Source organism: Arthrobacter sp. V1I7 (assembly GCF_030817015.1).
In the GTDB taxonomy this organism is placed as follows: Bacteria; Actinomycetota; Actinomycetes; order Actinomycetales; family Micrococcaceae; genus Arthrobacter.
Genome location: NZ_JAUSYS010000001.1, coordinates 2,281,641 through 2,303,999, shown reverse-complemented (window position 1 = coordinate 2,303,999; position 22,359 = coordinate 2,281,641). Strand labels below are relative to the sequence as shown.

The 22,359-nt window shown below is 66.0% G+C and carries 20 protein-coding genes and 2 pseudogenes; 7 read left to right on the top strand and 15 right to left on the bottom strand.

All coding sequences use genetic code 11. The features are described 5' to 3' along the window. Positions 1-74 precede the first annotated feature (74 nt). The 14 genes and pseudogenes from QFZ69_RS10725 to QFZ69_RS10660 form a co-directional block, all read right to left on the bottom strand. The gene (locus QFZ69_RS10725) at positions 75-953 is read right to left on the bottom strand and encodes a 2-hydroxy-3-oxopropionate reductase (RefSeq protein ID WP_306918012.1); all 879 of its coding nucleotides are present in this window, start codon (positions 951-953) and stop codon (positions 75-77) included. Between the two features lie 53 nt (positions 954-1,006). Continuing rightward, the gene (locus tag QFZ69_RS10720; protein WP_306918010.1) at positions 1,007-1,792 is read right to left on the bottom strand and encodes a hydroxypyruvate isomerase family protein; all 786 of its coding nucleotides are present in this window, start codon (positions 1,790-1,792) and stop codon (positions 1,007-1,009) included. 168 nt (positions 1,793-1,960) lie between these two features. Next, positions 1,961-2,782: a bifunctional allantoicase/(S)-ureidoglycine aminohydrolase gene (locus QFZ69_RS10715; RefSeq protein WP_306918008.1), complete on the bottom strand. Its 822-nt coding sequence runs from the start codon at positions 2,780-2,782 to the stop codon at positions 1,961-1,963. Continuing rightward, positions 2,779-2,949, bottom strand: a pseudogene (locus tag QFZ69_RS10710) (aldolase); the annotation flags it as partial. The pseudogene QFZ69_RS10710 and the gene QFZ69_RS10715, both read right to left, overlap by 4 nt. Before the next feature lie 94 nt (positions 2,950-3,043). After that, positions 3,044-4,642, bottom strand: a complete 1,599-nt coding sequence (aceB, locus tag QFZ69_RS10705; RefSeq protein ID WP_307000105.1) for a malate synthase A — start codon at positions 4,640-4,642, stop codon at positions 3,044-3,046. Between the two features lie 182 nt (positions 4,643-4,824). Next, positions 4,825-5,253, bottom strand: a pseudogene (locus QFZ69_RS10700) (NAD-dependent malic enzyme); the annotation flags it as partial. A 104-nt stretch (positions 5,254-5,357) separates the two neighbouring features. Further along, complete coding sequence (gene uraH, locus QFZ69_RS10695) at positions 5,358-5,699, bottom strand: hydroxyisourate hydrolase (RefSeq protein ID WP_306918007.1); 342 nt, start codon at positions 5,697-5,699, stop codon at positions 5,358-5,360. Then, on the bottom strand, positions 5,696-6,193 hold the full coding sequence (gene uraD, locus QFZ69_RS10690) for a 2-oxo-4-hydroxy-4-carboxy-5-ureidoimidazoline decarboxylase (RefSeq protein WP_306918005.1): 498 nt from the start codon (positions 6,191-6,193) through the stop codon (positions 5,696-5,698). Before uraD ends, uraH begins: the two co-directional genes overlap by 4 nt. A 224-nt stretch (positions 6,194-6,417) precedes the next feature. Beyond that, positions 6,418-7,440 (bottom strand): Gfo/Idh/MocA family protein, encoded by a 1,023-nt coding sequence (locus QFZ69_RS10685; protein ID WP_306918003.1) that lies wholly within the window; start codon positions 7,438-7,440, stop codon positions 6,418-6,420. A gap of 395 nt (positions 7,441-7,835) precedes the next feature. Further along, positions 7,836-9,389: an amino acid permease gene (locus tag QFZ69_RS10680; protein WP_306918001.1), complete on the bottom strand. Its 1,554-nt coding sequence runs from the start codon at positions 9,387-9,389 to the stop codon at positions 7,836-7,838. Between the two features lie 13 nt (positions 9,390-9,402). Next, on the bottom strand, positions 9,403-10,818 hold the full coding sequence (locus QFZ69_RS10675; RefSeq protein ID WP_306917999.1) for an aspartate ammonia-lyase: 1,416 nt from the start codon (positions 10,816-10,818) through the stop codon (positions 9,403-9,405). Between the two features lie 8 nt (positions 10,819-10,826). Then, on the bottom strand, positions 10,827-11,888 hold the full coding sequence (locus QFZ69_RS10670) for an asparaginase (RefSeq protein WP_306917997.1): 1,062 nt from the start codon (positions 11,886-11,888) through the stop codon (positions 10,827-10,829). 23 nt (positions 11,889-11,911) lie between these two features. Then, positions 11,912-12,637 (bottom strand): FadR/GntR family transcriptional regulator, encoded by a 726-nt coding sequence (locus QFZ69_RS10665; protein ID WP_306917995.1) that lies wholly within the window; start codon positions 12,635-12,637, stop codon positions 11,912-11,914. Between the two features lie 69 nt (positions 12,638-12,706). Beyond that, positions 12,707-13,630, bottom strand: a complete 924-nt coding sequence (locus QFZ69_RS10660; protein WP_306917994.1) for an AraC family transcriptional regulator — start codon at positions 13,628-13,630, stop codon at positions 12,707-12,709. A gap of 276 nt (positions 13,631-13,906) precedes the next feature. Here QFZ69_RS10660 and QFZ69_RS10655 point away from each other — a divergent pair, with 276 nt between their 5' ends. The 7 genes from QFZ69_RS10655 (at position 13,907) to QFZ69_RS10625 (ending at position 21,504) form a co-directional block, all read left to right on the top strand. Continuing rightward, positions 13,907-15,256 (top strand): sugar ABC transporter substrate-binding protein, encoded by a 1,350-nt coding sequence (locus tag QFZ69_RS10655; protein ID WP_306917992.1) that lies wholly within the window; start codon positions 13,907-13,909, stop codon positions 15,254-15,256. Positions 15,257-15,318: 62 nt separating this feature from the next. Beyond that, a complete protein-coding gene (locus QFZ69_RS10650) occupies positions 15,319-16,287 on the top strand; it encodes a carbohydrate ABC transporter permease (protein WP_306917990.1) in 969 nt (322 codons plus the stop codon). Next, a complete protein-coding gene (locus tag QFZ69_RS10645) occupies positions 16,284-17,201 on the top strand; it encodes a carbohydrate ABC transporter permease (protein WP_306917988.1) in 918 nt (305 codons plus the stop codon). Before QFZ69_RS10650 ends, QFZ69_RS10645 begins: the two co-directional genes overlap by 4 nt. 36 nt (positions 17,202-17,237) lie before the next feature. Beyond that, positions 17,238-18,299, top strand: a complete 1,062-nt coding sequence (locus QFZ69_RS10640; protein WP_306917986.1) for an NAD(P)-dependent alcohol dehydrogenase — start codon at positions 17,238-17,240, stop codon at positions 18,297-18,299. Continuing rightward, positions 18,299-18,964, top strand: coding sequence for a nucleoside/nucleotide kinase family protein (locus QFZ69_RS10635; protein ID WP_373461883.1), 666 nt, complete (start codon positions 18,299-18,301; stop codon positions 18,962-18,964). The genes QFZ69_RS10640 and QFZ69_RS10635 overlap by 1 nt, the downstream gene beginning before the upstream one ends. A 28-nt stretch (positions 18,965-18,992) precedes the next feature. Next, complete coding sequence (locus QFZ69_RS10630; protein WP_307000103.1) at positions 18,993-19,994, top strand: carbohydrate kinase; 1,002 nt, start codon at positions 18,993-18,995, stop codon at positions 19,992-19,994. A gap of 4 nt (positions 19,995-19,998) precedes the next feature. Continuing rightward, on the top strand, positions 19,999-21,504 hold the full coding sequence (locus QFZ69_RS10625) for a mannitol dehydrogenase family protein (RefSeq protein WP_306917984.1): 1,506 nt from the start codon (positions 19,999-20,001) through the stop codon (positions 21,502-21,504). 68 nt (positions 21,505-21,572) lie between these two features. Here the strand turns inward: QFZ69_RS10625 and QFZ69_RS10620 are convergent, their stop codons facing one another. Next, positions 21,573-22,340: an SDR family NAD(P)-dependent oxidoreductase gene (locus QFZ69_RS10620; protein WP_306917982.1), complete on the bottom strand. Its 768-nt coding sequence runs from the start codon at positions 22,338-22,340 to the stop codon at positions 21,573-21,575. Positions 22,341-22,359: the final 19 nt, after the last annotated feature.

Here is a 22,359-nt window from a genome sequence, read left to right as displayed (position 1 = left end):
GCGGGTTGGTGCTGCGCTGAAGCGCCGAGCGAGGGATGCCGGGTGGCTGCTGGTGCTGCGGTATTGCCGCGATGTTACTTGCGGCCGCTGAGTTTCAGGGTCTGCTTGAAGAGCCCGGAGTGATCCAGGCCGCCGTCACCCTGGTTGACGGCGGCGGCGACCAGCTGGGCTGCGACGGCGCCGAGCGGGATGGCGACGTTGGCTTCGCGGGCCGCGGAGGTGACGATCCCCATGTCCTTGTGGTGCAGGGCCAGGCGGAAGCCGGGCTCGAAGTCGCGGTCCAGCATCTTCTGGCCCTTCTGCTCCAGGACCTTGGAGCCCGCAAGGCCCCCGCCGAGAACCTTGAGGGCGGCGTCGGTGTCCACGCCGTAGGCCTCAAGGAAGGCGATGGCCTCGCCGAGGACCTCGATGTTCACGGCGACGATCAGCTGGTTGGCGGCCTTCACGGTCTGGCCGGAGCCGGACGGACCCACATGGACGATGGTCTTGCCCACAGCGTTCAGGACGTCCCGCGCCGCATCGAAGTCGGCGGCTTCGCCGCCCACCATGATGGAGAGCGCGGCGCTAATGGCGCCCTGTTCGCCGCCGGAGACCGGGGCGTCGAGGGCGCGGATGCCGGCGGCCTTGGCGTCGTCTGCAAGCCGCTTCGCAACGTCCGGGCGGATGCTGCTGGCATCGATCCACAAGGTGCCCTGCTTGGCGTTGGCGAACAGACCCCCGGGCCCGCTGACCACATCTTCGACGTCGGGGGAGTCCGGGACCATGGTGATCACGATGTCGGCGTCGTTCACGGCATCAGCGATGCTCACGGCGCCGCGGCCGCCTTGTGCGATCAGCGCGTCAATCTTGTCCTGGCTCCGGTTGAAGCCCGTGACGCTGTGGCCGGCCTTGACCAGATTGATGGCCATGGGAAGACCCATGATTCCGAGACCGATGACTGCAACGTTGCTCATAACGATTCCTTTGCTGATTTCGTTTGACCGGCTGGGCGTTGATGCGAGGCCCGTTAGCGGAGGACCCAGCCGAAGGCTGTTTCGGCGGGTTCCTTGTATTCCAGGCCGGTATAGCCGGCGTAGCCGAGTTCGCGGCTGCGTTCGATCCATTCGCCGAGCGGCAGATCACCGCTTCCGGGGGCTCCGCGGCCGGGACTGTCGGCAATCTGGATATGGCCGAAGTCCTTGGCATGGTTCTCGATGACCGCCGCGACGTCGTCACCGTTGACCGCCAGATGATAGAAGTCCGCGAGGAGCTTGACGTTCTCCATACCGGATTCGGCCTTGACCCGGGCAATCACGTCCAGGACGTCGGCGGCGGTCAGGAGTGGATATCTCGGTGCTCCGCTGACCGGCTCCAGCAATACGGTCCCCCCGATCCGGGCGATACCGGCGGCGGCGGCCGCGAGGTTTTCGGCGCCGACGGCGTCCTGCTTTTCGGCAGATTCCCCGTCGATGCGGTTGCCGTAGAGAGCATTGAACGCCTTGCAGCCGAGGTGTGCGCCGATGCCGGCGACGGCATCGATGTTGTCCAGGAACTCGGCCGATCGCGAAGGCCAGGACACCAGGCCGCGGTCACCGCCCGGCATGTTGCCGGCATTGAAGTTCAGGCCGGTGAGTTGGACGCCGGCGTCGGTGATGGCGCGCTCGAAAGCGGTAACGTGGGCGTCCCCCGGGACCGAGGTGTCAAAGGGCCACCAGAATTCGACGGCGTCAAAGCCTGCTGCCTTGGCTGCGGCGGGGCGCTGCAGGAGCGGCAGTTCGGTCAGCAGGATGGAGCAGTTTACGGAGTACGTCATTGATCCGTCCTTATTGGCTCTATCGGCAAACGATGTATTTCATAATACGGAATCTTTATCTTGCTTTATGAAAAGGTTAGGGTGGTAATGGTTGCCCGTCAACCCCGAGTCCTCAGGCGCGGCCGGTTGGGCACAGGCGCCCGGACCGTGGCCGGGGTGCCTGGCATTCTAGGTCAGCCGGATCTGGCGGTTGACGTCCTTGTACAGCAGGTAGCGGAAGTTGCCCGGGCCGCCGGCGTAGCAGGCCTGCGGGCAGAAGGCGCGGAGCCACATGAAGTCGCCGGCCTCCACTTCCACCCAGTCGTCGTTGAGCCGGTAGACGGCCTTGCCTTCCAGGACGAACAGCCCGTGCTCCATGACATGGGTTTCAGCGAACGGGATGGAGGCGCCCGGCTTGAAGGTGACGATGTTGACGTGCATGTCGTGCGCCAGGTCGTCCGGGTCCACGAACCGCGTGGTGGCCCAGGCGCCGTCCGTCCCGGGCATGGGCCGCGGCTCCACGTCCTGGTCGCGGGTGACGAAGGACTTCGCGATGTACCCCTCGAGCGGTTCGTAGGCCTTGCGGACCCAGTGGAACGACGCCGCCTCACCGCCGGCAGGCGCGTCATTGCTGACCTTCCAGTCTGAACCCGCTGCGAGGTACGCATAGCCCCCCTCTTCAATCCGGTGGATGTCGCCGTCCAGCGTCAGCGAGAGCGAGCCCTTGGTCAGGAAGATGACGCCCTCGACGCCGGCCTCCACCTCCGGTTTGTCGCTGCGGCCGCCGGGGGCCACCTCGACGATGAGCTGGCTGAAGGTGGTGGCGAAGCCGGCGATGGGCCGGGCTATGATCCAGGATCTGGTCTTGGTCCAGCCGGGCAGATTGGACGTGACGATGTCACGCATGACGCCCTTCGGAATGACCGTGTAGGCCTCCTTGACCACGGCCCGGTCGGTGAGGAGCTGTGTCTGCGGGGGCAGGCCGCCTTCGGGGGAAAAGTAGTTGCTCATGAGTTTGCTCCTTGCGGTTGTGAGGACTGCGCGGCGAGCCTTGGGTGGGCCAGCACAATGAGTTGGGAAAGTTCGACGCCTGTGAGCGCCTGCACGTCAGCGGCACCTGCAGCGCCGCACTGGACGCCCCGAAGGACGAAGGCGGCGAGGGCCCGGGCGGCAGCGGGGTTCGTCCATGAGCGTGTCAGTGGCGGTGAGCTGCGCGTCGACGCTGGCCAGATCCTTCCTGGAAAGAGAGGGCGTGGGGGATACCGCCATCCGTCAGCCCACCAGTTCGTAGGCGGGAAGGGTGAGGAAATCGGTGTACTCCTCGGAGAGGCAGATATCCGCGATGAGGTTGCTGGCCGGGCCGTAGTACAGGCGGAAGGCTTCGTCGCCGAACTCGGCCCGCAGCCGTCCGGTCTCCTCGCCCAGGATCCGCTCCACCAGCTCGCGGGTCACGGTGTTGCCCGTGTCCGCCAAGACGGACTTGTTACGGATCTGCTGCCAGACCTGGGACCGGGAGATTTCCGCTGTAGCGGCATCTTCCATCAGGTTGTGGATGGCCACTGCGCCGCTTCCGGAGAGCCAGACGGCCGTATAGGCGACGGCGACGTACAGGTTCAGCCGCAGCCCGGTTTCGGTGACCTGCCCCTTCGCGGAGGCGATGTCCAGCAGCTGCTCGGTGGTCACCGAGACCTCCGGGCGTTGCTTGTCCAGCTGGTTCGGGCGGTCGCCGAGGACAGCATCGAACACTTCCTGGCAGATGGGGACCAGATCCGGGTGGGCCACCCACGAACCGTCAAAGCCGTCGTTGGCCTCGCGGGTCTTGTCCGCACGGACTTTCTCGAAGGCCGCCGCGGTGACCTCGGGGTGGCGGCGGTTGGGGATCACGGCTGCCATCCCGCCCATGGCGAAGGCACCGCGGTGGTGGCAGGTCTTGACCAGGAGCTCGGTGTAGGCGCGCATGAACGGCGCTGTCATCGCCACCGAGGCGCGGTCCGGGAGGACGAACTCCGGGCCGGCATCGCGGAAATACTTGATGATGCTGAAGAGGTAGTCCCAGCGCCCGGCGTTGAGGCCGGAGGCGTGATCACGCAGTTCATAGAGGATCTCGTCCATCTCGAACGCGGCCGGGATGGTCTCGATCAGCACCGTGGCCCGGACCGTGCCCTGCGGGATGCCCAGGTAGTCCTGCGCGAAGATGAACACATCGTTCCACAGCCGGGCCTCGAGGTGGCTCTCCATCTTCGGCAGGTAGTAATACGGACCCTGCCCGTTCTTCAGCAGCCGTTCGGCCAGGTGGAAGAAGTGCAGGCCGAAGTCCACCAGGGCACCCACGGCCGGTTCGCCGTCTAGCAGTACGTGCTTTTCCGGCATGTGCCAGCCGCGCGGCCGGGCCACTACGACGGCCAGCGGCGCGTCCGTGCGGAGCCTGTACTCCTTGCCCTCCGCCGAGGTGAAGCTCAGCGTGCCGTCAGCCGCGTCGCGCAGGTTGAGGATGGAACCCACCACGTTTGACCACGCGGGCGTGCTGGCGTCCTCGAGGTCCGCCAGCCACACCTTGGCCCCGGAGTTGAGCGCGTTGATGGCCATCTTCGCGGGGGAGGCCGGGCCGGTCATTTCCACCCGGCGGTCCTGCAGAGCAGCCGGTGCCGGCGCAACCGTCCAGTCTCGGTCGCGCACGTCCTTGGTTTCAGGCAGGAAGTCCAGCTTGCCCGTCTCGGCAACACGCTGGCGCTTGACGCGACGGGCTGCGAAAAGTTCGGCGCGCGTCCCTGCGAAGCGGGTGTGGAGAGCTTCCACGAACGCCAGGGCCTTGGGGTTGAGGATCTCCTCCGCACGCTCGATAGGGCGGGGATCTGTGACTGAGATAGCCATTGGGTGGTCCTTCCGAGACGGATAATCAGGCGTGGGCGTGGGCTGCAGTGTGTGCTGCTGCGGCTGCATTTTGCGGCCGCGGCGGCGACGTCAGCGGCCACGTGGGGGTCGAAGAGACTGGGGATAATGTAGCTGGCATTGAGCTCGTCGTCAGCCACCTGTTTGGCGATCGCGTCCTGGGCCATTGATGCGCGGAGCCGGTTTTCGATCTCGAAACAGCGAGGGGCGGCGATGTCCTCAAGATTCACGCCGCCGTAGACGGGGGCGATGGCCTTGACGATCTTGATGTTTTCCTCGGTGTCCTGGGTATCGAGGCAGACCGGCCAGGCATCGACGTTCGCGAACTGCTTGAACAGCGCGGCTTTGCCTTCCATTACCGGGAGGGCCGCGGCAGCGCCGATGTTGCCGAGGCCCAGAACGGCGGAACCATCGGTGACCACGGCGATGGTGTTCCGCTTGACGGTGAGGTTCCGGGCGGCGTCGGGATTCTCCGCGATGGCCTGGCAAACGCGGGCGACGCCGGGGGTATAGGCCCGGGAAAGATCGTCGCGGTTGCGCAGGGCTACTTTTGGGACGATCTCGAGCTTACCGCCGAGGTGCATCAGGAAGGTGGTCCCTTCTCCAGCAGCCACGGCAGCCTCGTTTCATCTTTGAATGCTGGCCTGAGTTTCTTTGCTTCAAGCTATCGGACGGACTGGCCCGCGGGGACGTGGGCCTAGCTGCCCCGGTAAGTGGAGTAGGCGAAGGGGCTCAGCAGCAGCGGCACGTGGTAGTGCGCCTGATCACCGTCCACCCCGAAAGTGAGGATCACTTCGGGAAAGAACGTCTCCGTTTCGGTGGCAGCGAAGTAGGACCCGGTATCGAAGCCCAGCCGGTACGTCCCGGAGGTTAGCCGCTCGGGGCCAAGGTCCTTGACCCGCCCATCGGCGTCCGTGGAACCGGTGGCAATCTGGACCCAGCGCCCGCCATCGAGGACGTGCAGCGTCACGGAGATTCCGGCCGCAGGCCTGCCAGATCCGGTATCCAGTACGTGGGTAGTTACGTGCGAGACGCTCACTTGCTCACCAGTCCTTCGAGTCGGAGCACGGCGATTTCACGCAGCTGCTCGCCTATGATTCGTTCTTCCTGCTCCGGTGTGTGGGCGAGCCTGGCGTGCAACGCCGCCAGGATCTCTTCCCGGCTGCGGCCCGCCGCACGGATCAGGAACACCTGCCCGAATCTCTCCTCGTAGACACGGTTGCCGTCCGCCAGGGCCTGAGCGATCGCCGGATTTTCCGCTCCGAGCCCGGCTTGTTCAGAGGTGGAGAGGCGTGCCTCGATGCTCGTGCCCGCCGCGCGCTCCCCAATGCGGGGATGGTGGGCCAGGGCCGTTTCCAGCTCGTCCGCGGTGAACGGATCCGCCGCCCGTCGAGCGGCCTCCAGAAGTGAGTCGAGGTCGGAGTAGGGCCGCGAGTCGGCCACTTCGTCAATCCAGCGCTCAATGTCCAGACAGGGTCGCAAGGACGCAACAACGTCCGGCCGGTCAGCCTTGTTAAACTCGTCAACTAGCATGGGCCAGGTCCTAAAAGCTCGATGCTGGCATCCACGGGTGTCGGGCTATACGGGAAACAATTTCCGTATCGTGGAACTGTTATTTCAGCATATGCAAAAGTCAACCCTATGCTCCAACACGTGTCAACTCCCGCGAGGCGAGCCCGCTCCGTCCGAGAGCCGGTCCTCCGACTGCCAGCCAATGGCACCGGCGCCAAGTGCTCGGTCTATGCGCACCGGGCTGCCTAGCTTCGGTCACCCTCGTAGGTGAGTCCGATCTGGCGTCTCACGTCGTCCATCGTCGCCATGACGAGTGCACTGTCCCGCGGCGACAGGATGTCGTTGGAAATGGCTCCGGTGCCAATAAGCCGCTCAAGCTCCCACGCCTGGTACTGCATCCCGCGGCCGGTGACCGGCTCATCGAATCTCTCCACGACGTTTCCGCCAGCGTCGTATCGGGTGAAGGGCGATGGCGTGTACCAGACCGAATCGATGGCGATGCTGCCTCCGGTGCCGATGATCGAGGCGCGGTTTGGCCCTGCCGTGTCCAGCGCGCAGTGCAACAGGGCCTGCTGCCCCTCCGTGTATTCGAAGATCATCGCGGTCTGCCGGTCCACGCCGGTGGCGGTCATGCTGGCCATGGCCCGGATATTGACGGGTGCCCCGAACACGTCGAAGGCGAAGGAAACGGGGTAGATGCCCAGGTCCAGGAGTGCGCCACCGCCCAGCGCCGGGTCGTTGAGCCGGTGGAGCGGATCCTTTGGCAGATTCTGGTTGTGGTCCGCGATCACCGTCCGGACTTCGCCCAGGGCGCCGGACCTGACCAGCTCGCGGATCCGGACCATGTGCGGAAGGTACCGGGTCCACATGGCTTCAAGGGCGACCAGTCCCGTGGACTCGGCGAGGTCCACGATTTCCCGGGCCTGCCAGGCGTTCATGGCGAAGGGCTTCTCAATCAGCACATGTTTGCCCGCGTTGAGGGCGAGCAAGGCGTTTTCGTAGTGGAAGGGGTGCGGTGTCGAGATGTACACGACATCCACCTCGGCGTCAGCCACCAGGTCCTCGTAGCTCCCATGGGCCGAGGTGATGTGGAACTTCGCGGCGAATTCGGCGGCCGATGCGACGTTTCGGGAGCCCACAGCCTGGATGGTGAACCCGTGCTCGATCAGGTCCGAGGCCTGCAGGTCGGCAATGAAGCCTGTGCCTAGGATTCCCCATCGGACAGGACGGACAGAGCCTGCACCGGAATCAACGGTGGTGTGCGACATTTGTTCGGTTTCCCTTCAGGCAGGCGGTCACGAAAGCGTCGTGAGTCGCGCGGTGGGCTCAATTCTTCCAGGACCTGTTCGTATCGTATGCCACCCCTGAGCGACGTCCACCGCCGCCTTTTCACCGGAGGCCGAGAGCTGGAGGGTGAGATACCGGCCGGTGTGGCCCGCTGGATACCGGCGCAGGAGCATTCCGGAGAAAACATCGGAAACACTCCCACCCACTCTTTCTTCGTAGGGCTCAAGGCGACGGCTCCAACCGCCCCGGCCGGGGGATCTCCTGCTCTGGGCCCCCAAGCGCCCTGACTGACCCATGCCGCGGCACTGCGACATTCCGATGATCCGGATGTCGCAGTGCCGCGTGGAAGTCCAACGGTTCAAACCGCTGTGCGGTGCTAGCTGTCGTCCCCGCCGGCGCCTCGGGCCGGCCGGTTGGCCACCAACGGGTACGGTCCGGTGAAGCCGTCGCGCACCGCTGCCAGTTCCAGGATCCGGTGGCGGCAGAGGCGCCAGCCGAGCATCAGCAGCGGGATGATGACCAGCAGCGAGGCTATCGTCCAGGTGCCTACCGGCGAGTCGAAAGCCATCAGCACCAGGACGGCCAGCAGGAACGCGAGCGTGAGCCAGCCGGTGACGGGCGAGCCGGGCATCCGGAAGCTGGGCCGCAGCAGTTCGCCGCGGCCGGCCAGCCGCTGCAGCTGCATCTGGCACAGAACGATCATGCCCCACGTGCTGATGATGCCCAGGGATGCGACGTTCAGGACGATCTCGAAGGCTTCTGCCGGTACCAGCGCATTAAGCACGACGCCGAGGACCGCCACGGCCGCGGTGAGCGCAATGCCGCCGTAGGGTACGCCGGCCTTGTTCATGCGTGCGGCGAACTTGGGGGCGGAGCCCGTGACCGACATGGACCGCATGATGCGCCCGGTGGAGTATAATCCGGCGTTCAGCGAGGACAGTGCCGCGGTGAGGACCACCAGGTTCATGATCGCGTCCACGCCTTCCACCCCGATGGAACCGAAGAAGGTGACGAAAGGGCTTTCGCCGGCCGTGTAGGAGGTGTACGGCAGGAGCAGGGAGAGCAGGACCAGGGAGCCAACGTAGAAGACGGCGATGCGGACGATCACCGTGTTGATGGCCTTCGGCATGATCTTCTCGGGGTTTTCGGTTTCGCCGGCCGCGGTGCCAATCAGCTCGATCGAGGCGTAGGCGAACACGACGCCCTGCATCACCACGACCGCCGGCAGCAGGCCGTTCGGGAACAGTCCGCCGTTGTCCTGGATCAGGCTGAAGCCGACCTCCTGCCCTGCCACCGGGGTGCCGAAGAGAACGAAGTAGATGCCCACCACCAGGAAGGTCACCAAGGCCACCACCTTGATCAGGGCGAACCAGAACTCCAGCTCGCCGAACACCTTGACGGAGACCAGGTTCAGGCCCAGCACGAGGATGAGGGCGGCGAGGGCCCAGGTCCACTGCGGCACGTCCGCGATGGGGGCCCAGTACTTCTTGAAGAAGTTCATATAGAGCGCGACGGCGGTGATGTCCACGATCGCCGTCATGGCCCAGTTCAGCCAGTAGAGCCAGCCGGTGACGAAGGCGGCCTTCTCACCGAAGAACTCGCGTGCGTAGGACACGAACGAGCCTGAGGACGGCCGGTGCATCACGAGTTCGCCGAGCGCGCGCAGGATCATGAACGCGAAGAAGCCGCATACGGCGTAGCTGAGGACCAGGGCCGGTCCGGCCGTGGCCAGCCGGCCGCCCGCCCCCATGAAGAGCCCGGTGCCGATGGCGCCGCCGATCGCGATCATCTGGACCTGGCGGGGCTTGAGGCCCTTGTGGTAGCCCTCATCCTCGACATGGAGGGCGGTCTCGGAGGCGTGGGCATGCGCCGGAATGGTGTGGTCGGTAATGGCCTGTTTCTGGGTGCTGGCCGGTTGAGGCTGGATCATAAAAGTCCTTTGTCTATTTACTCAGGTTGGCGAGGCGCTCGGGGCTGAGCAGTTCCTGGAGCTGCCCGGCCGTGAGCAGTCCGTGTTCCAGGACCAGCTCGGCAACACCTTTGCCGGTGGCGAGGGCTTCCTGGGCGATGGCGGTTGCGGTGGCGTAGCCAAGGTGGGGGTTCAGCGCCGTGACGAGGCCGATGGACTGTTCCACGGTCAGGCGGAGGTGTTCGGTGTTGGCGGTGATGCCCCGGACGCAGCGGGCGGTAAGGGTGCGGCAGGCTGCTTCGAGGTGGGTGATGCTCTTGTGGAGGCTGTGGACGATGATGGGTTCGAAGGCGTTGAGCTGGAGTTGTCCGGCTTCGGCGGCCATCGTGATGGTGACGTCGTTGCCGATGACTTCGTAGGCCACCTGGCTGACCACTTCCGGGATCACCGGGTTGATCTTGCCGGGCATGATGGAGGACCCGGACTGTACGGCCGGGAGGTTGATTTCGCCGAAGCCTGCCCGCGGTCCGGACGAGAGCAGCCGGAGGTCGTTGCAGATCTTGGAGAGCTTGACGGCGACGCGCTTGAGGACCCCGGACAGGTGCACGAATGCGCCCACGTCCTGGGTGGCCTCGATGAGGTCCACGGCGGTGACCAGCGGCAGGCCGGTGATTTCGCCCAGGTGCCGGCACGCCGCCTCGGCGTAGCCTGCGGGGGCGTTCAGTCCGGTGCCGATGGCCGTGGCGCCGAGGTTGATCTCGTGGATCAGGAGGTCCGCCTCCGCCAGCCGCAGCCTGTCCTCGCCGATGGTCACCGCGTAGCTGCCGAACTCCTGGCCCAGGGTCATCGGGACGGCGTCCTGGAGCTGCGTGCGTCCCATCTTTACGACGGTGCGGAACTCCAGGGCCTTGGCGGCGAAGGCCTCCTCCAGTTCCGCGAGTGCTGCCAGCAGTTCGCGGGCGGCGAAGATAGTGCCGAGTTTCACGGCGGTGGGATAGACGTCGTTGGTGGACTGGCTGAGGTTCACGTGGTCGTTGGGATGCAGCCGCGCGTAGTCACCCTTCGGGTGGCCCAGGATTTCCAGCGCCCGGTTCGCAATGACCTCGTTCGCGTTCATGTTCGACGACGTCCCGGCGCCACCCTGGATGACATCCACCACGAACTGCTCGCTGAACTTGCCGATCATCACGTCCGTGCAGGCGTCCTCGATGGCTTGGGCGCGCCCGCCATCCAGGAGCCCGAGCTCGTGGTTTGTTCGGGCGGCTGCCAGTTTCACGGCGGCCAGCCCGCGGAGCAGATGCATGTTGGAGGACAGGGGCTGGCCGGTGATGGGGAAGTTCTCCACGGCGCGGAGGGTGTGGATGCCCCAGTAGGCGTCGACGGGGACGTCGCGGTCCCCCAGCAGGTCGTGTTCGGAGCGGAATGCCGTGCGGGCGTCGGGTTCGGTCATGGCTGTCCTCAAAGGGTTTCGGGGGCGGGGGAGGCGGCGGGGAGGAACTCGGTGGCCAGAAGCAGGCCAACCGGCCGGCCCCCGCCCAGGACCGTGCCGGTGGCGAGGCCGGTGACGGGCGCGGTGTCGACGTCGAGCGCCGCCAGGGCGCGGACGGTGATCGGCATGCGTGCGCGGTCGCCGCCGTCGGAAATCTTCAAAGCAATGGCACGACCGTCCGGCAGACCGACCAGCTGTACGCCTTCGAAGCCGTCCTTGGCCAGCAGGCCGGGCATCCGGCGCATCAATTCGGTGACGTCGCGCTCCTCGCCGCCCACCATCTCCGGGTGGCGGCGCATGGCGTGGGCGACCGCTGCCTCGGCGTTTTCGGCGGCGGAGGCGCCGGAGCACAGCTCCGCCGCGGCCAGGCGGCCGAAGGCACGGGCGATCCCGCGGAGTGTGAGGGCGAAGAGCGGGGTGCCGCAGCCGTCCGTGCTGGTGCCGGACGTTTCCTCACCGGTGAGCTCACGGACGGTTTCCGCAACGAGCTTCTGCAGGGGGTGGGAGGGGTCCAGGTAGCCCCGCACCGGCCAGCCGTTGATGGTGCACGTGGCGGCCATAGCGGCGTGTTTGCCCGAGCAATTCTGCGTCAGCTGGGCCGGCGTCCCGCCGCCGCGGAGCCATTCTTCACGTTCGCGGACGCCGTAGGGGAGGTCGGTGCTGTTTTCCAGCGCTCCTGCCGGAAGGCCGTGGAGCTGCAGGATCCGGGCGGCGCCGTCGCGGTGCCCGGCGGCGCCGGAATGGCTGGCGGCGGCGAGTGCCAGCAGGTCAGCGGGCAGGTCCAGGCCGGCGCGGACCATGGCGACGGCCTGCAGGGGTTTGAGCGCGGAGCGGGGGTAGAAGGGCGCCAGCGGATCGCCCGCAGCGAGCAGCGTCCGGGTGCCGGTGGCTTCCCCGGACACGGCGATCAGGGAACCGTAGTGGATGCTTTCCACCAATCCGTCACGCGTCTGGGCCGCAAGGGGTACGTGCTGCGGCAGCGCGCCGCGCTCCGGGACAGGGGTGGTTTCGGTGAGGGCAGGGAAAGGCATGGAGTCCTTGGAGTGGTGGCTGGCTACTGGCTGAGAATGGATTCGAGCGCCGCGCCCACGGCGGAAAGGTGTTCGCCCATGGCGGTGCGTGCTGCGGCGGAGTCGCCGGATTCGATGGCCTGGAGGATGCGCTGGTGCTCGCGGTCCGAAGCCAATTGGCGGTCGGCCACCATGTTGAGGGTTTCGGACTGATGGACGAGTGCGCCGCGGATATCAGCCACGACACTTTCGAAGACCTTGTTGCCGCTGGCCCGGGCGATGGCAGCGTGGAAGCTGGAGTCGAGGCTGACCCAAGCCTCGGGATCGTCCTCGGCGGCCATGGCGGCCACGATGTCCCGGAGGCTCTCCAGTTCCTCAAGAGTGCGGCGCTGCGCGGCGAGCCCGGCGGCGGGCACTTCGATGTGGGGCCGCGCTTCCGTGAGATCCCGGGCGGAGTAGGCGCCCAGGACAAGGTCCTTGGCCACCTGGTTGGCGACCACGAACGTGCCTTTGCCTGTTTTCGTCACGGTCAGACCGAGTGCGGTGCAGGAGCGCAGCGCCTCACGGACCACCGAGCGGCTTACCCCGTACCGCTGCGCGAGCGTAGTTTCGGAACTGAGTTTCGCGCCCACCGCCACCATGCCGGACTCGATGTCCGTCCGGAGGGCGTTAAAGACGGCTTCGGCGGCGCTGAGGCGGAGCAGTGGCGGGGTGGATACCCCGGCATCTGAGGCAGGCTGTCCTGCTGTCCGGCTGTCTGACAGGTTCATTCTTCGAATATGGCACGGATCACAGGAGCCTGTCAACGTGGGTTCAGCCGCCGGCGGTTTCGTCGGTTGTCAGCCCTGCAGGCGCTGCCGGTAGTGCCGCGGTGTCTCGCCCGCCTCGTTGCGGAAGTGCCGGTTGAAATTGGACAGGTTGGAAAAGCCCACTTCGAAGCAGATGTCGGAGATGGGTTTGTCGCTGCTTTCCAGCAGGCGTCTGGCATGGGCGAGCCGAAGTTTGCGCACCAGATCGCTGAAGTTTTGGCCGGTCGCACGCTTGAAGTACTTCGAAAAGGTGGGTTCTGACATTCCAACCAGGCCCGCCGCCTCGGACATTTTGACGGTGCCGGCGTGGTTGCTGAAGACGTATTCCAGAACGATGTCGACCACGGCCGCAGCCTGGCCATCCAGCTGCGGCCTGAACCATTCTTCCGCCAGGTAGCGCCTCTCGCCCTCCGGGGCACGGGCAAGAACCGTGAAGAGCTCAAACATGTGGTGCAGCCGTTCCAGTCCGGTAGAGGAGCCCATCGCCTCGAGGGCCGCCGCGGCCGACTCGGCCGACCTTCCCAGGAACTCTATGCCGCGCGCCGACTGTTCCAGCAGCGGCTCGACTTCGGACAGTTCGGGAACCATTGCAGCTGCCTGCCGGATCCACTTCCCGTCGAACTGCACCACGGCATCGCGCCGCTCCAGCACCTCGCCGGGTTCAAGGTCACTGACCCAGTCGTGCGGAAGCCCGGATCCCACGAGAGAGACATGCCCGGCCTCGAACGTGCCGATGTGGTCTCCCACGATGAATTTCCCGGTTCCCTTCCGGATCAGGTGGATCTCGTATTCCGGATGATAGTTCCACCGGGCAAGCGGGCTGGGGTAGTCATGTTCGGTCCACCGCACGGAATGCTGCGGATCGGCAGGGATGACCTCCCGGTTGGCGCGCATGCCGACGAGCCGTTGGGCCAGCCTGGCCGCCGCGCCTTCGCTCTGGTCCGCCGTGCTCATTCGGTTCTCCCCATCATTCGGGATTATGCAATGGGGACAGTCCCCATAGTGCCTTCCCTTAGGTTAGCGCCTGCCATGGTCGCTACGCAGGAAAATAAGTATCAGAAAAGCGCAAGCAGTGCGCTAGTTGTGCCCTATGCCACAGGCCTAATCTTGAGGAACATAAGTGAGGCACCCCGGTTTCGGGCCCACGTCCCGCTTCCCGCCCCGTACTCCGACACAGCAGTCGGGTCGTGGGGCAGCATTGCACCCCCACGAAGAACAAAGGAGTCCTTAATGCGCGCAAAAATACGCGTCGCCTCGTTGGCCGCAGGTGCCCTGTGCGTGGCCCTCAGCGCCTCGGCCTGTTCCGGAGCCGGCGGCGGCTCGGCGGCAGGCGATCAGAACAGCATCAACGTCCTGATGGTCAACAACCCCCAGATGGAGGATCTGCAGCGGCTTACCGCGGATAACTTCACCAAGGACACCGGCATCAAGGTCAACTACACGGTGCTGCCGGAGAACGATGTCCGGGCCAAGATCAGCCAGGAGTTCTCCAGCCAGGCCGGGCAGTACGACGTTGCCTCGCTGTCCAACTACGAGATCCCGTTCTATTCAGCCAACGGCTGGTTGGCACCGCTGGACAATGTGGCGAAGGACGCGGAGTTCAACCAGGCGGACATCCTTCCGGCGTACACGGCGTCCCTCACCGGCAAGGACGGGAAGCTTTACGGCGAACCGTTTTACGGAGAGTCCTCCTTCCTGATGTACCGCAAGGACATCCTCGAAGCCAAAGGGTTGACCATGCCGGAGAAGCCCACCTGGGACGAGGTCGCCGCACTGGCCGCCCAGGCCGACGGGGCGGCTCCGGGCATGAAGGGCATCTGCCTGCGTGGCCAGCCGGGCTGGGGCCAGGTCTTCGCCCCGCTGACCACCGTCGTCAACACCTTCGGCGGCACCTGGTTCGACAAGGACTGGAACGCGCAGGTCAACGCACCCGAATTCACTGAGGCGACCGAGTTCTACACCAAGCTGGTGCGCGAGCACGGTGAGGCAGGTGCCGCCCAGGCCGGGTTCACCGAGTGCCTGAACAACATGAGCCAGAGCAAGGTCGCGATGTGGTACGACGCGACCTCCGCGGCCGGTGCCCTGGAAGCCGATGCGTCCCCGGTCAAGGGCAAGATCGGTTACGCCCAGGCTCCGGTGAAGAAGACTGCGTCTTCCGGTTGGCTGTGGACCTGGTCCTGGGGTGTGCAGGCAGCGTCGAAGAAGCAGGATGCTGCCGGGAAGTTCATTGCCTGGGCCAGTTCGAAGAAGTATGAGGAACTTGTCGCGTCCAAGCTGGGCTGGGCGAAGGTTCCCTCGGGCAAGCGCATCTCCACGTACGAGAATGGCGAGTTCCAGAAGGCCGCGCCGTTCTTCGAGGCGGAACGCTCCGCCATTGAGAACGCCGATCCGAAGAATCCCGGCGTGCAGGAACGCCCGGTCGTCGGCATCCAGTTCGTCGGCATTCCCGAGTTCGCCGATCTGGGCACCACCGTCTCCCAGGGCGTGAGCTCCGCGATCGCCGGTCAAGGCACTGTTGCCGAGGCACTGGCCAAGGGCCAGGAAGCCGCCCAGAAAATCGGCGACAAGTACAAGAAGTAACATCCCCACCACCCGGTGCTGTGGCCCGCTTAGTGCGGGCCACAGCAGCACAGGAGTCCATCATGACTAACGCAACGGCGCGCATCTCCCGCCCTGGGCACAGCGCACCTCAACCTTCCAAGAACGCCCGATCGCGGGAGCGCGCTCTGGCCTGGGCACGCCGTGCGCCGCTGCTGCCGGCCCTGATCTTCCTCATCATCGTCACCCAGCTTCCGTTCGTGGTGACCCTGGTCATTTCGTTCCTGAACTGGAACAGCCTGCGCCCGGACCAGACCGGATTCGCCGGCTTCGGCAACTACGTCGAAGTCCTCACCGACCCCGATCTGCGCCAGGCGATCTTTACCACCATCATCCTGACCGTCTCCGTGGTCCTGGCCAGCCTGGTCATCGGCCTCGGCCTGGCCCTGCTGCTGGATAAGAAATTCATCGGCCGGGGCCTGGCCCGGACCCTGCTGATCGCACCGTTCCTCGTGGTCCCGGTCGCAGCGGCCCTGATCTGGAAGCACGCCCTGCTCAACCCCACGTACGGGCTGATCAACGGCGCCCTGACCTGGATCTGGTCGCTCTTCGGCAGCGACACCCCGCCCCAGCCGGACTTCCTGTCCCAGGCACCCCTGATGGCCGTCATCGTGTCGCTGGTCTGGCAGTGGACACCGTTCATGATGCTCATCCTGCTCGCCGGGCTGCAGTCCCGGCCGATGGACACCGTGGAAGCCGCCCAGATGGACGGCGCCACGCCGTGGGCGATCTTCCGCCACCTCACCCTGCCGCACCTGCGCCAATACCTGGAGCTCGGCGGTCTGCTCGGGGCGATCTACATCGTGCAGAACTTCGACGCCGTCTTCACCCTCACCTCGGGCGGGCTGGGCACAGCCAACCTCCCCTACGCCATTTACCAGACGTTCTACTTCGCCAACGAATACGGTCTGGCCTCCGCCGCCGGCGTCGTGGTGGTCATCGGCACCATCATCGTGGCAACCTTCGCACTCCGCACCGTATTCTCGCTCTTCAAGAAGGAGGCAGCACGATGAGCACCCTCACCCCGGCCGGACCCAAGGCCTCTGTCCCCGGACCGACCGCACTCAACACCGGTTCACGGCGCCGCGGCAAGTCCCGGATGGACCCCACCCGCAACAACACGGCCGCCGGCATCGCGGCCTGGCTGATGGCCCTGCTCTTCGCGACGCCCGTCCTCTGGATGATCCTGACGTCGTTCCACTCCGAAACCGACGCCGCGACCAACCCGCCGTCCCTCGCTGCGAACCTCACGCTGGATGCCTACAAGGAGTTCTTCGGGGCGAGCTCGGGAGTGAGCCCGTGGCCGCCGCTGATCAACTCTGCCACCGCCTCCATCCTGTCCACCGTGCTGGTCCTGGTCCTGGCCATTCCGGCCGCCTATGCGCTGTCCATCCGGCCGGTGAAGAAGTGGACCGACGTGATGTTCTTCTTCCTCTCCACGAAGATGATGCCCGTGGTGGCCGCCATCCTGCCGCTCTACCTCTTCGCCAAAAACGTCGGTGCTTTGGACAACATCTGGTTCCTGGTCCTGATGTACACCTCGATGAACCTGCCCATCGCCGTGTGGATGATGCGCTCCTTCCTCGCCGAGGTCCCGGTGGAAATGCTGGAAGCTGCCCAGATTGACGGGGCCGGCCTGCTGCTGACGCTCCGGAAGGTCGTCGCTCCCGTGGCGATGCCCGGCATCGCCGCCACGGCCCTGATCTGCTTCATCTTCAGCTGGAACGAACTGCTCCTGGCCCGCGTCCTCACCGGCGTGATGGCCGGCACCGCCCCGGTCTTCCTGACCGGCTTCGTCTCCAGCCAGGGGCTCTTCCTGGCCAAGGTCTGCGCCGCGGCCGTCGTCATCTCCCTGCCGGTACTCTTCGCCGGCTTCGCTGCCCAGGACAAACTCGTCCAGGGCCTCTCCCTCGGCGCCGTCAAGTAACCGGCTCGCTCCACCCCGAATTCAAGGACCAACCTCATGACAACATCAACCGCACAGTCCCAGTTCCTCGGCCAGCCGGAGCTGCCGGCCACCATGCGCGCCGCCGTCCTGAAACGCCAGGGCGACATGGCCATGGAAACACTGCCGGTCCCGCAGCTGGAGGCCGACCAGGTGCTGGTGCAGGTCGCCGCCGTCGGCGTCTGCGGCAGCGACGTCCACTACTACGAGCACGGCCGGATCGGCGACTACGTCGTGGACCACCCGCTGATCCTCGGCCACGAGCTCTCCGGGCGGATCGCCGCCGTCGGAAGCTCCGTTGACCCTTCCCGCATCGGCAAGCGGGTCGCCGTCGAACCGCAGCGGCCCTGCCGCACGTGCAGGCAGTGCAAAGCCGGTCGCTACAACCTGTGCCCCGACATGGAGTTCTATGCCACCCCGCCGATTGATGGCGCCTTCGTCGAATACGTGACGATCCAGAGCGATTTCGCCTACGACATTCCGGACAGCGTCAGCGACGAGGCAGCCGCCCTCATCGAGCCGCTCTCCGTCGGCCTCTGGGCCTGCGAACGCGCCGGTATCAAGCCCGGCAGCCGCGTGCTGATCGCCGGAGCCGGCCCGATCGGCATCATCGCCGCCCAGGCCGCACGCGCCTTCGGTGCGAGCGAAATCTACATCTCGGACATCGCCGAGGACCGACTGGCCTTCGCCTTGGAGCACGGCGCAACCCACGCGCTCAACGCGAGGACCGACAGTGTGGAGGGCCTGGACGTCGATGCCTTCATCGACGCCTCAGGCGCGGCGCAGGCCGTGCGCTCCGGAATTAAGGCTGTCGGACCGGCCGGAAGGGTCATCCTGGTGGGTCTCGGGGCCGACGATGTCGAACTCCCCGTCTCGTACATCCAGAACCGGGAAATCTGGCTCTCCGGCGTGTTCCGCTACACCAACACCTGGCCGCTGGCCATTCAGCTGCTCGCGGACGGCAAGGTGGACCTGGACATCCTGGTCACCGGAAAGTTCTCCCTGGCCGAATCCGAAGAAGCACTGAAAGCGGGCAAACAGGCCGGGCAACTCAAAGCCGTCGTTTACCCCGGCCGCTGATGAACGTCAGCGATGCCGGGCAGCCGGGTGCGAAGGCCGTGCTCTCGGCCGAACTTCAGCAGGCGGTGGCGGACCTTCGACTCCGCCTCGCCGACGGAAACAGAACGCTGCTCGGCATCGTCGGCGCACCCGGTTCAGGAAAGTCCACCCTCGCGGCGTACCTCAGTGAGCTTTTCGGGCCCGGCTCTGCGGTGGTGGTCCCCATGGACGGATTCCACCTGGGAAACGCCGTCATCGACGGGACAGCACTGAAGGCGCGCAAAGGCGCCATCGACACGTTCGACGTCGGCGGTTACGTCTCGCTGCTCCAGCGCCTCGCGCGCCGGGACGAGGCAGTCGTCTACGCACCCGATTTCCGGCGTTCGATCGAGGAACCGGTGGCCGCGTCGATCGCCATACCCGCCGGCGTACCCCTGGTCATCACGGAGGGAAACTATCTGCTGGCCGACGAACCACAATGGTGGCAGGTCCGGGCCCAGCTCGATGAGGTCTGGTTTTTGGACGCACCCAAGGATCTGCGCCTCTCCCGCCTGGTGGACAGACACGTGCTGTTCGGCAAGGACCGGGACGCCGCCCAATCGTGGGCTCACGGAAGCGATGAGGCCAATGCCCGGCTGATCGAAGCCACCCGCCACCTGGCGGACAGAATCATCCCCTGGTCCTGACCGGGACTAATACTGCAAGGAAGCAGCCATGCCAGCAAATGACCCCACCCCCGCAGGCCTCCCCACTGTCGGGAACACCATCCTGACTGTTGTCGGCGAGTCCCTCGTTGATATCATCAGTGACTTTCACCGGCCGTCGGCAATCCAGGTCCACCCTGGCGGCAGCCCCCTGAACGTGGCCGTAGGGGCCGCGCGCCTGGGCCTTCGGACGAGCCTGGTGACCCACTACGCCGAAGACCGGTACGGCCTCCTGATCGAAGAACACCTGCAGTCAAACGGCGTCACCGTGATCAACGGCGGAACCACGCCGACATCGACGGCCCTCGCCACGTTGAGTGCCGACGGCGCCGCTGTATACGATTTCTCCATCACCTGGGAAATCAACGGGGCTTCCCTGCCTGCCCTCGCCGCGGTCGAAGCTTCCACCCACGTCCACACCGGATCAATCGCCACGGTGCTCCCTCCGGGGGACCAGGCCACCCTGGTCCTTGTAGAGGCGGCCCGTGAGCACGCGACCATCAGTTACGACCCCAACTGCCGGCCCGCGATCAGCCCCGATGCTGCCGCGGCACGCCAGCAGGCTGAACTCTTCGTGGCGGCCAGCGACGTCGTCAAGGCCAGCGACGAAGACCTGGCCTGGCTCTACCCGGAGCGCACCCCGGACGAAACCCTGGCAGCCTGGCTGGCACTCGGACCCGCGATCGTGGCCCTGACACGAGGAGCCTCCGGGCCGGTCATCCTCTCCCGCAACGGGCGGGTGGAAATGGCAGCGGAACCCATCACCGTGGCCGATACCGTGGGCGCCGGCGACTCCTTCATGGCCGGACTCATCTCCGGACTCGCCCAACTCGAAGCGCTCGGGGCCAACGGCAGACAGCGGCTGCGGACCCTGACCCCGGATCAGCTGCACGCACTCGCCGCATACGCCAACCGCGCCGCGGCGATCACCTGCACCCGGCAGGGCGCCAATCCGCCGCTGTCGGCCGAACTCGGTCCGCTGCCCACCCCATCACCGGCCCAGGAGCGCTGAAGTCATGCTGCATCCCCTCAACAGCACCACAGCCGCCACGGCCGCCTTATCCTTGGCCGTTCCCGGCTATGACCGCTCCGGCCTGACCGCCGGCATTGTCCACTTTGGCGTGGGCGGCTTCCACCGCGCCCATCAAGCCATGTACCTGGACCGGCTGATGAACGCCGACCAGGCCCACGATTGGGCCATCTGCGGGGTCGGGGTCCTGCCCGGGGATGCCCGCATGAAGGAAGTGATGGACCAACAGGACTGCCTCTACACCCTGGTGGTAAAGAACCCTGACGGAACCCGGGAAGGACGGGTCATCGGTTCCATCATTGAGTACCTCTTCGCCCCCGACGACCCGGAGGCCGTCGTCGAGAAAATGGCGTCCGCGGAAATCCGCATCGTCTCACTCACCGTGACGGAGGGCGGGTACAACTTCCACCACGTCACCGGCGGCTTCAACGCGGAAAACCCTGACGTGCTCCATGACCTCCAGCCGGGAGCCGCTCCGCGGACCACCTTCGGTCTGGTCACCGAGGCCCTCTCCCGCCGACGGGCACGCGGGCTGGCGCCCTTCACGGTGATGTCCTGCGACAACATCCAGGGCAACGGCGACGTTGCCCGCAAGATGTTCGCCGCCTTCGCAAACCTCAAGGACCCGGAGCTTGGCGCCTGGGTCGCGGAGAACGTTCCCTTCCCCAACAGCATGGTGGACCGGATCACCCCGGTCACCACCGGGGCGGATCGAGACCCCGTCGCCGAGGACTTCGGGGTCGAGGACGCCTGGCCGGTGGTGTGCGAGCCTTTCGAGCAATGGGTGCTCGAAGATCACTTCAGCCTCGGGCGCCCTCCCTTCGAAGACGCCGGGGTCCAGCTCGTGGCCGACGTCGAGCCCTACGAGCTGATGAAGCTGCGCCTGCTGAATGCCAGCCACCAGGGCATGTGCTATTTCGGCTACCTCGCCGGCTACCGTTACGCCCACGAAGTGGCCCAGGACCCGTTGTTCGCCGGGTTCCTGCTCGACTACATGGACGAGGAAGCCACCCCGACCCTGCAGCCTGTACCCGGGATCGACCTGGACCAGTACAAGCACACCCTCGTCGAACGGTTCTCGAATGGGCACATCCGGGACACCCTGGCCCGCTTGTGTGCCGAAAGCTCGGACCGGATCCCCAAATGGCTGCTGCCCGTCATCCGCATCAACCTCGACCGGGGCGGTGAAATCCACCGCTCGGCGGCCATCGTCGCCAGCTGGGCACGCTATGACGAAGGCGTCGATGAGCAGGGAAACCCCATCGACGTCGTCGACCGGCTGAAAGAATCACTGATGACGGCCGCAGCAGGACAGCGCGAGGAACCGCTGGCCTTCATCTCCAACCGCGAGATCTTCGGCGACCTGGCCGAGAACGCGCGGTTCGTCACCGCCTACACCCAGGCCCTGGACGATCTTCACAACCACGGAGCCAAGGCTGCTTTGGAATCCCTGACGCTGCGGCGCAGGCCCGATCAGCGAAGCCGGTGGTGAAGCGTATTGGGCGGAGACGACGGGCACGGTCCCGGTCGCCTCGCTCGGTGCAGCGCTGAAGACCCGGATCACAAGAGCGTGACGCCGGTAAGTTCGGCAAGCCGGTCCAGGAGCAGGTCCTGGAAGCCCGGATCGAGCGCCGCCCGAGCGGGCGCCTGGCGTTTCCGGTGGTACCAGTAGCCGCCGCTGACGGTTGCCGCCGGATCGTGGCTGGTGGCCAGCCACGTTTGGGTGAGGTGTCCCATCTCGAGATCGTCCGGCGCGCCGGCGCCGCCCATTTTGGTGGGGACCCATCCCGGGTCCACGGCGTGGCTTTGTACCTCCGGGCAGCGGCGCGCGATCGCCAGGGCGAGGGTGGCGACGTGGAGCTTGCTCTCGGAGTACGCCTGGCCGGGGTTCCAGCGCCGCTGGGTCCAGTCGATGTCATGCAGGGAGCCGCCGCCGGCCCGGTGCATTCCGCTGCTGAGGTAGATCAGCCGGTCCGGACGGTTGATCAGTGCGGTGAGCAGGTAGGGCGCCAGCGTGTTCACCGCCAGGGTCCGGGCGTGCCCCTCCGGCGTCGCGGCCCGTGCGGGCTCCAGATACACGCCGGCGTTGTGGATGACTGCGTCCATTCTGCCGAAGCCGTTTACCTGGCCGGCCAGCCGGCGGACGTCCGCCGCGCTGCTGAGATCGCCGACGACGATGCCTGCGGCCCGCGTGGCCAGATCGGCGAGCGCGTCCGCCCGCTCGGGTGTCCGGGCGTGCAGGAGGACCTCGTGCCCCTCGTCCAGGAGGGTGCGTGCTGCGGCGCGGCCAAGCCCGTCAGCGGAGCCGGTGATGAAGACGCGCGCCACCGGCTGGTCCCTTCGCCGG

Excerpts from the sequence above, each read along its gene's own strand:
- QFZ69_RS10725 (WP_306918012.1), bottom strand. The coding sequence starts at position 953 with ATGAGCAACGTTGCAGTCATCGGTCTCGGAATCATGGGTCTTCCCATG.
- QFZ69_RS10720 (WP_306918010.1), bottom strand. The coding sequence starts at position 1,792 with ATGACGTACTCCGTAAACTGCTCCATCCTGCTGACCGAACTGCCGCTC.
- QFZ69_RS10715 (WP_306918008.1), bottom strand. The coding sequence starts at position 2,782 with ATGAGCAACTACTTTTCCCCCGAAGGCGGCCTGCCCCCGCAGACACAG.
- aceB (WP_307000105.1), bottom strand. The coding sequence starts at position 4,642 with ATGGCTATCTCAGTCACAGATCCCCGCCCTATCGAGCGTGCGGAGGAG.
- uraD (WP_306918005.1), bottom strand. The coding sequence starts at position 6,193 with ATGCTAGTTGACGAGTTTAACAAGGCTGACCGGCCGGACGTTGTTGCG.
- QFZ69_RS10685 (WP_306918003.1), bottom strand. The coding sequence starts at position 7,440 with ATGTCGCACACCACCGTTGATTCCGGTGCAGGCTCTGTCCGTCCTGTC.
- QFZ69_RS10680 (WP_306918001.1), bottom strand. The coding sequence starts at position 9,389 with ATGATCCAGCCTCAACCGGCCAGCACCCAGAAACAGGCCATTACCGAC.
- QFZ69_RS10675 (WP_306917999.1), bottom strand. The coding sequence starts at position 10,818 with ATGACCGAACCCGACGCCCGCACGGCATTCCGCTCCGAACACGACCTG.
- QFZ69_RS10670 (WP_306917997.1), bottom strand. The coding sequence starts at position 11,888 with ATGCCTTTCCCTGCCCTCACCGAAACCACCCCTGTCCCGGAGCGCGGC.
- QFZ69_RS10665 (WP_306917995.1), bottom strand. The coding sequence starts at position 12,637 with ATGAACCTGTCAGACAGCCGGACAGCAGGACAGCCTGCCTCAGATGCC.
- QFZ69_RS10660 (WP_306917994.1), bottom strand. The coding sequence starts at position 13,630 with ATGAGCACGGCGGACCAGAGCGAAGGCGCGGCGGCCAGGCTGGCCCAA.
- QFZ69_RS10655 (WP_306917992.1), top strand. The coding sequence starts at position 13,907 with ATGCGCGCAAAAATACGCGTCGCCTCGTTGGCCGCAGGTGCCCTGTGC.
- QFZ69_RS10650 (WP_306917990.1), top strand. The coding sequence starts at position 15,319 with ATGACTAACGCAACGGCGCGCATCTCCCGCCCTGGGCACAGCGCACCT.
- QFZ69_RS10645 (WP_306917988.1), top strand. The coding sequence starts at position 16,284 with ATGAGCACCCTCACCCCGGCCGGACCCAAGGCCTCTGTCCCCGGACCG.
- QFZ69_RS10640 (WP_306917986.1), top strand. The coding sequence starts at position 17,238 with ATGACAACATCAACCGCACAGTCCCAGTTCCTCGGCCAGCCGGAGCTG.
- QFZ69_RS10635 (WP_373461883.1), top strand. The coding sequence starts at position 18,299 with ATGAACGTCAGCGATGCCGGGCAGCCGGGTGCGAAGGCCGTGCTCTCG.
- QFZ69_RS10630 (WP_307000103.1), top strand. The coding sequence starts at position 18,993 with ATGCCAGCAAATGACCCCACCCCCGCAGGCCTCCCCACTGTCGGGAAC.
- QFZ69_RS10625 (WP_306917984.1), top strand. The coding sequence starts at position 19,999 with ATGCTGCATCCCCTCAACAGCACCACAGCCGCCACGGCCGCCTTATCC.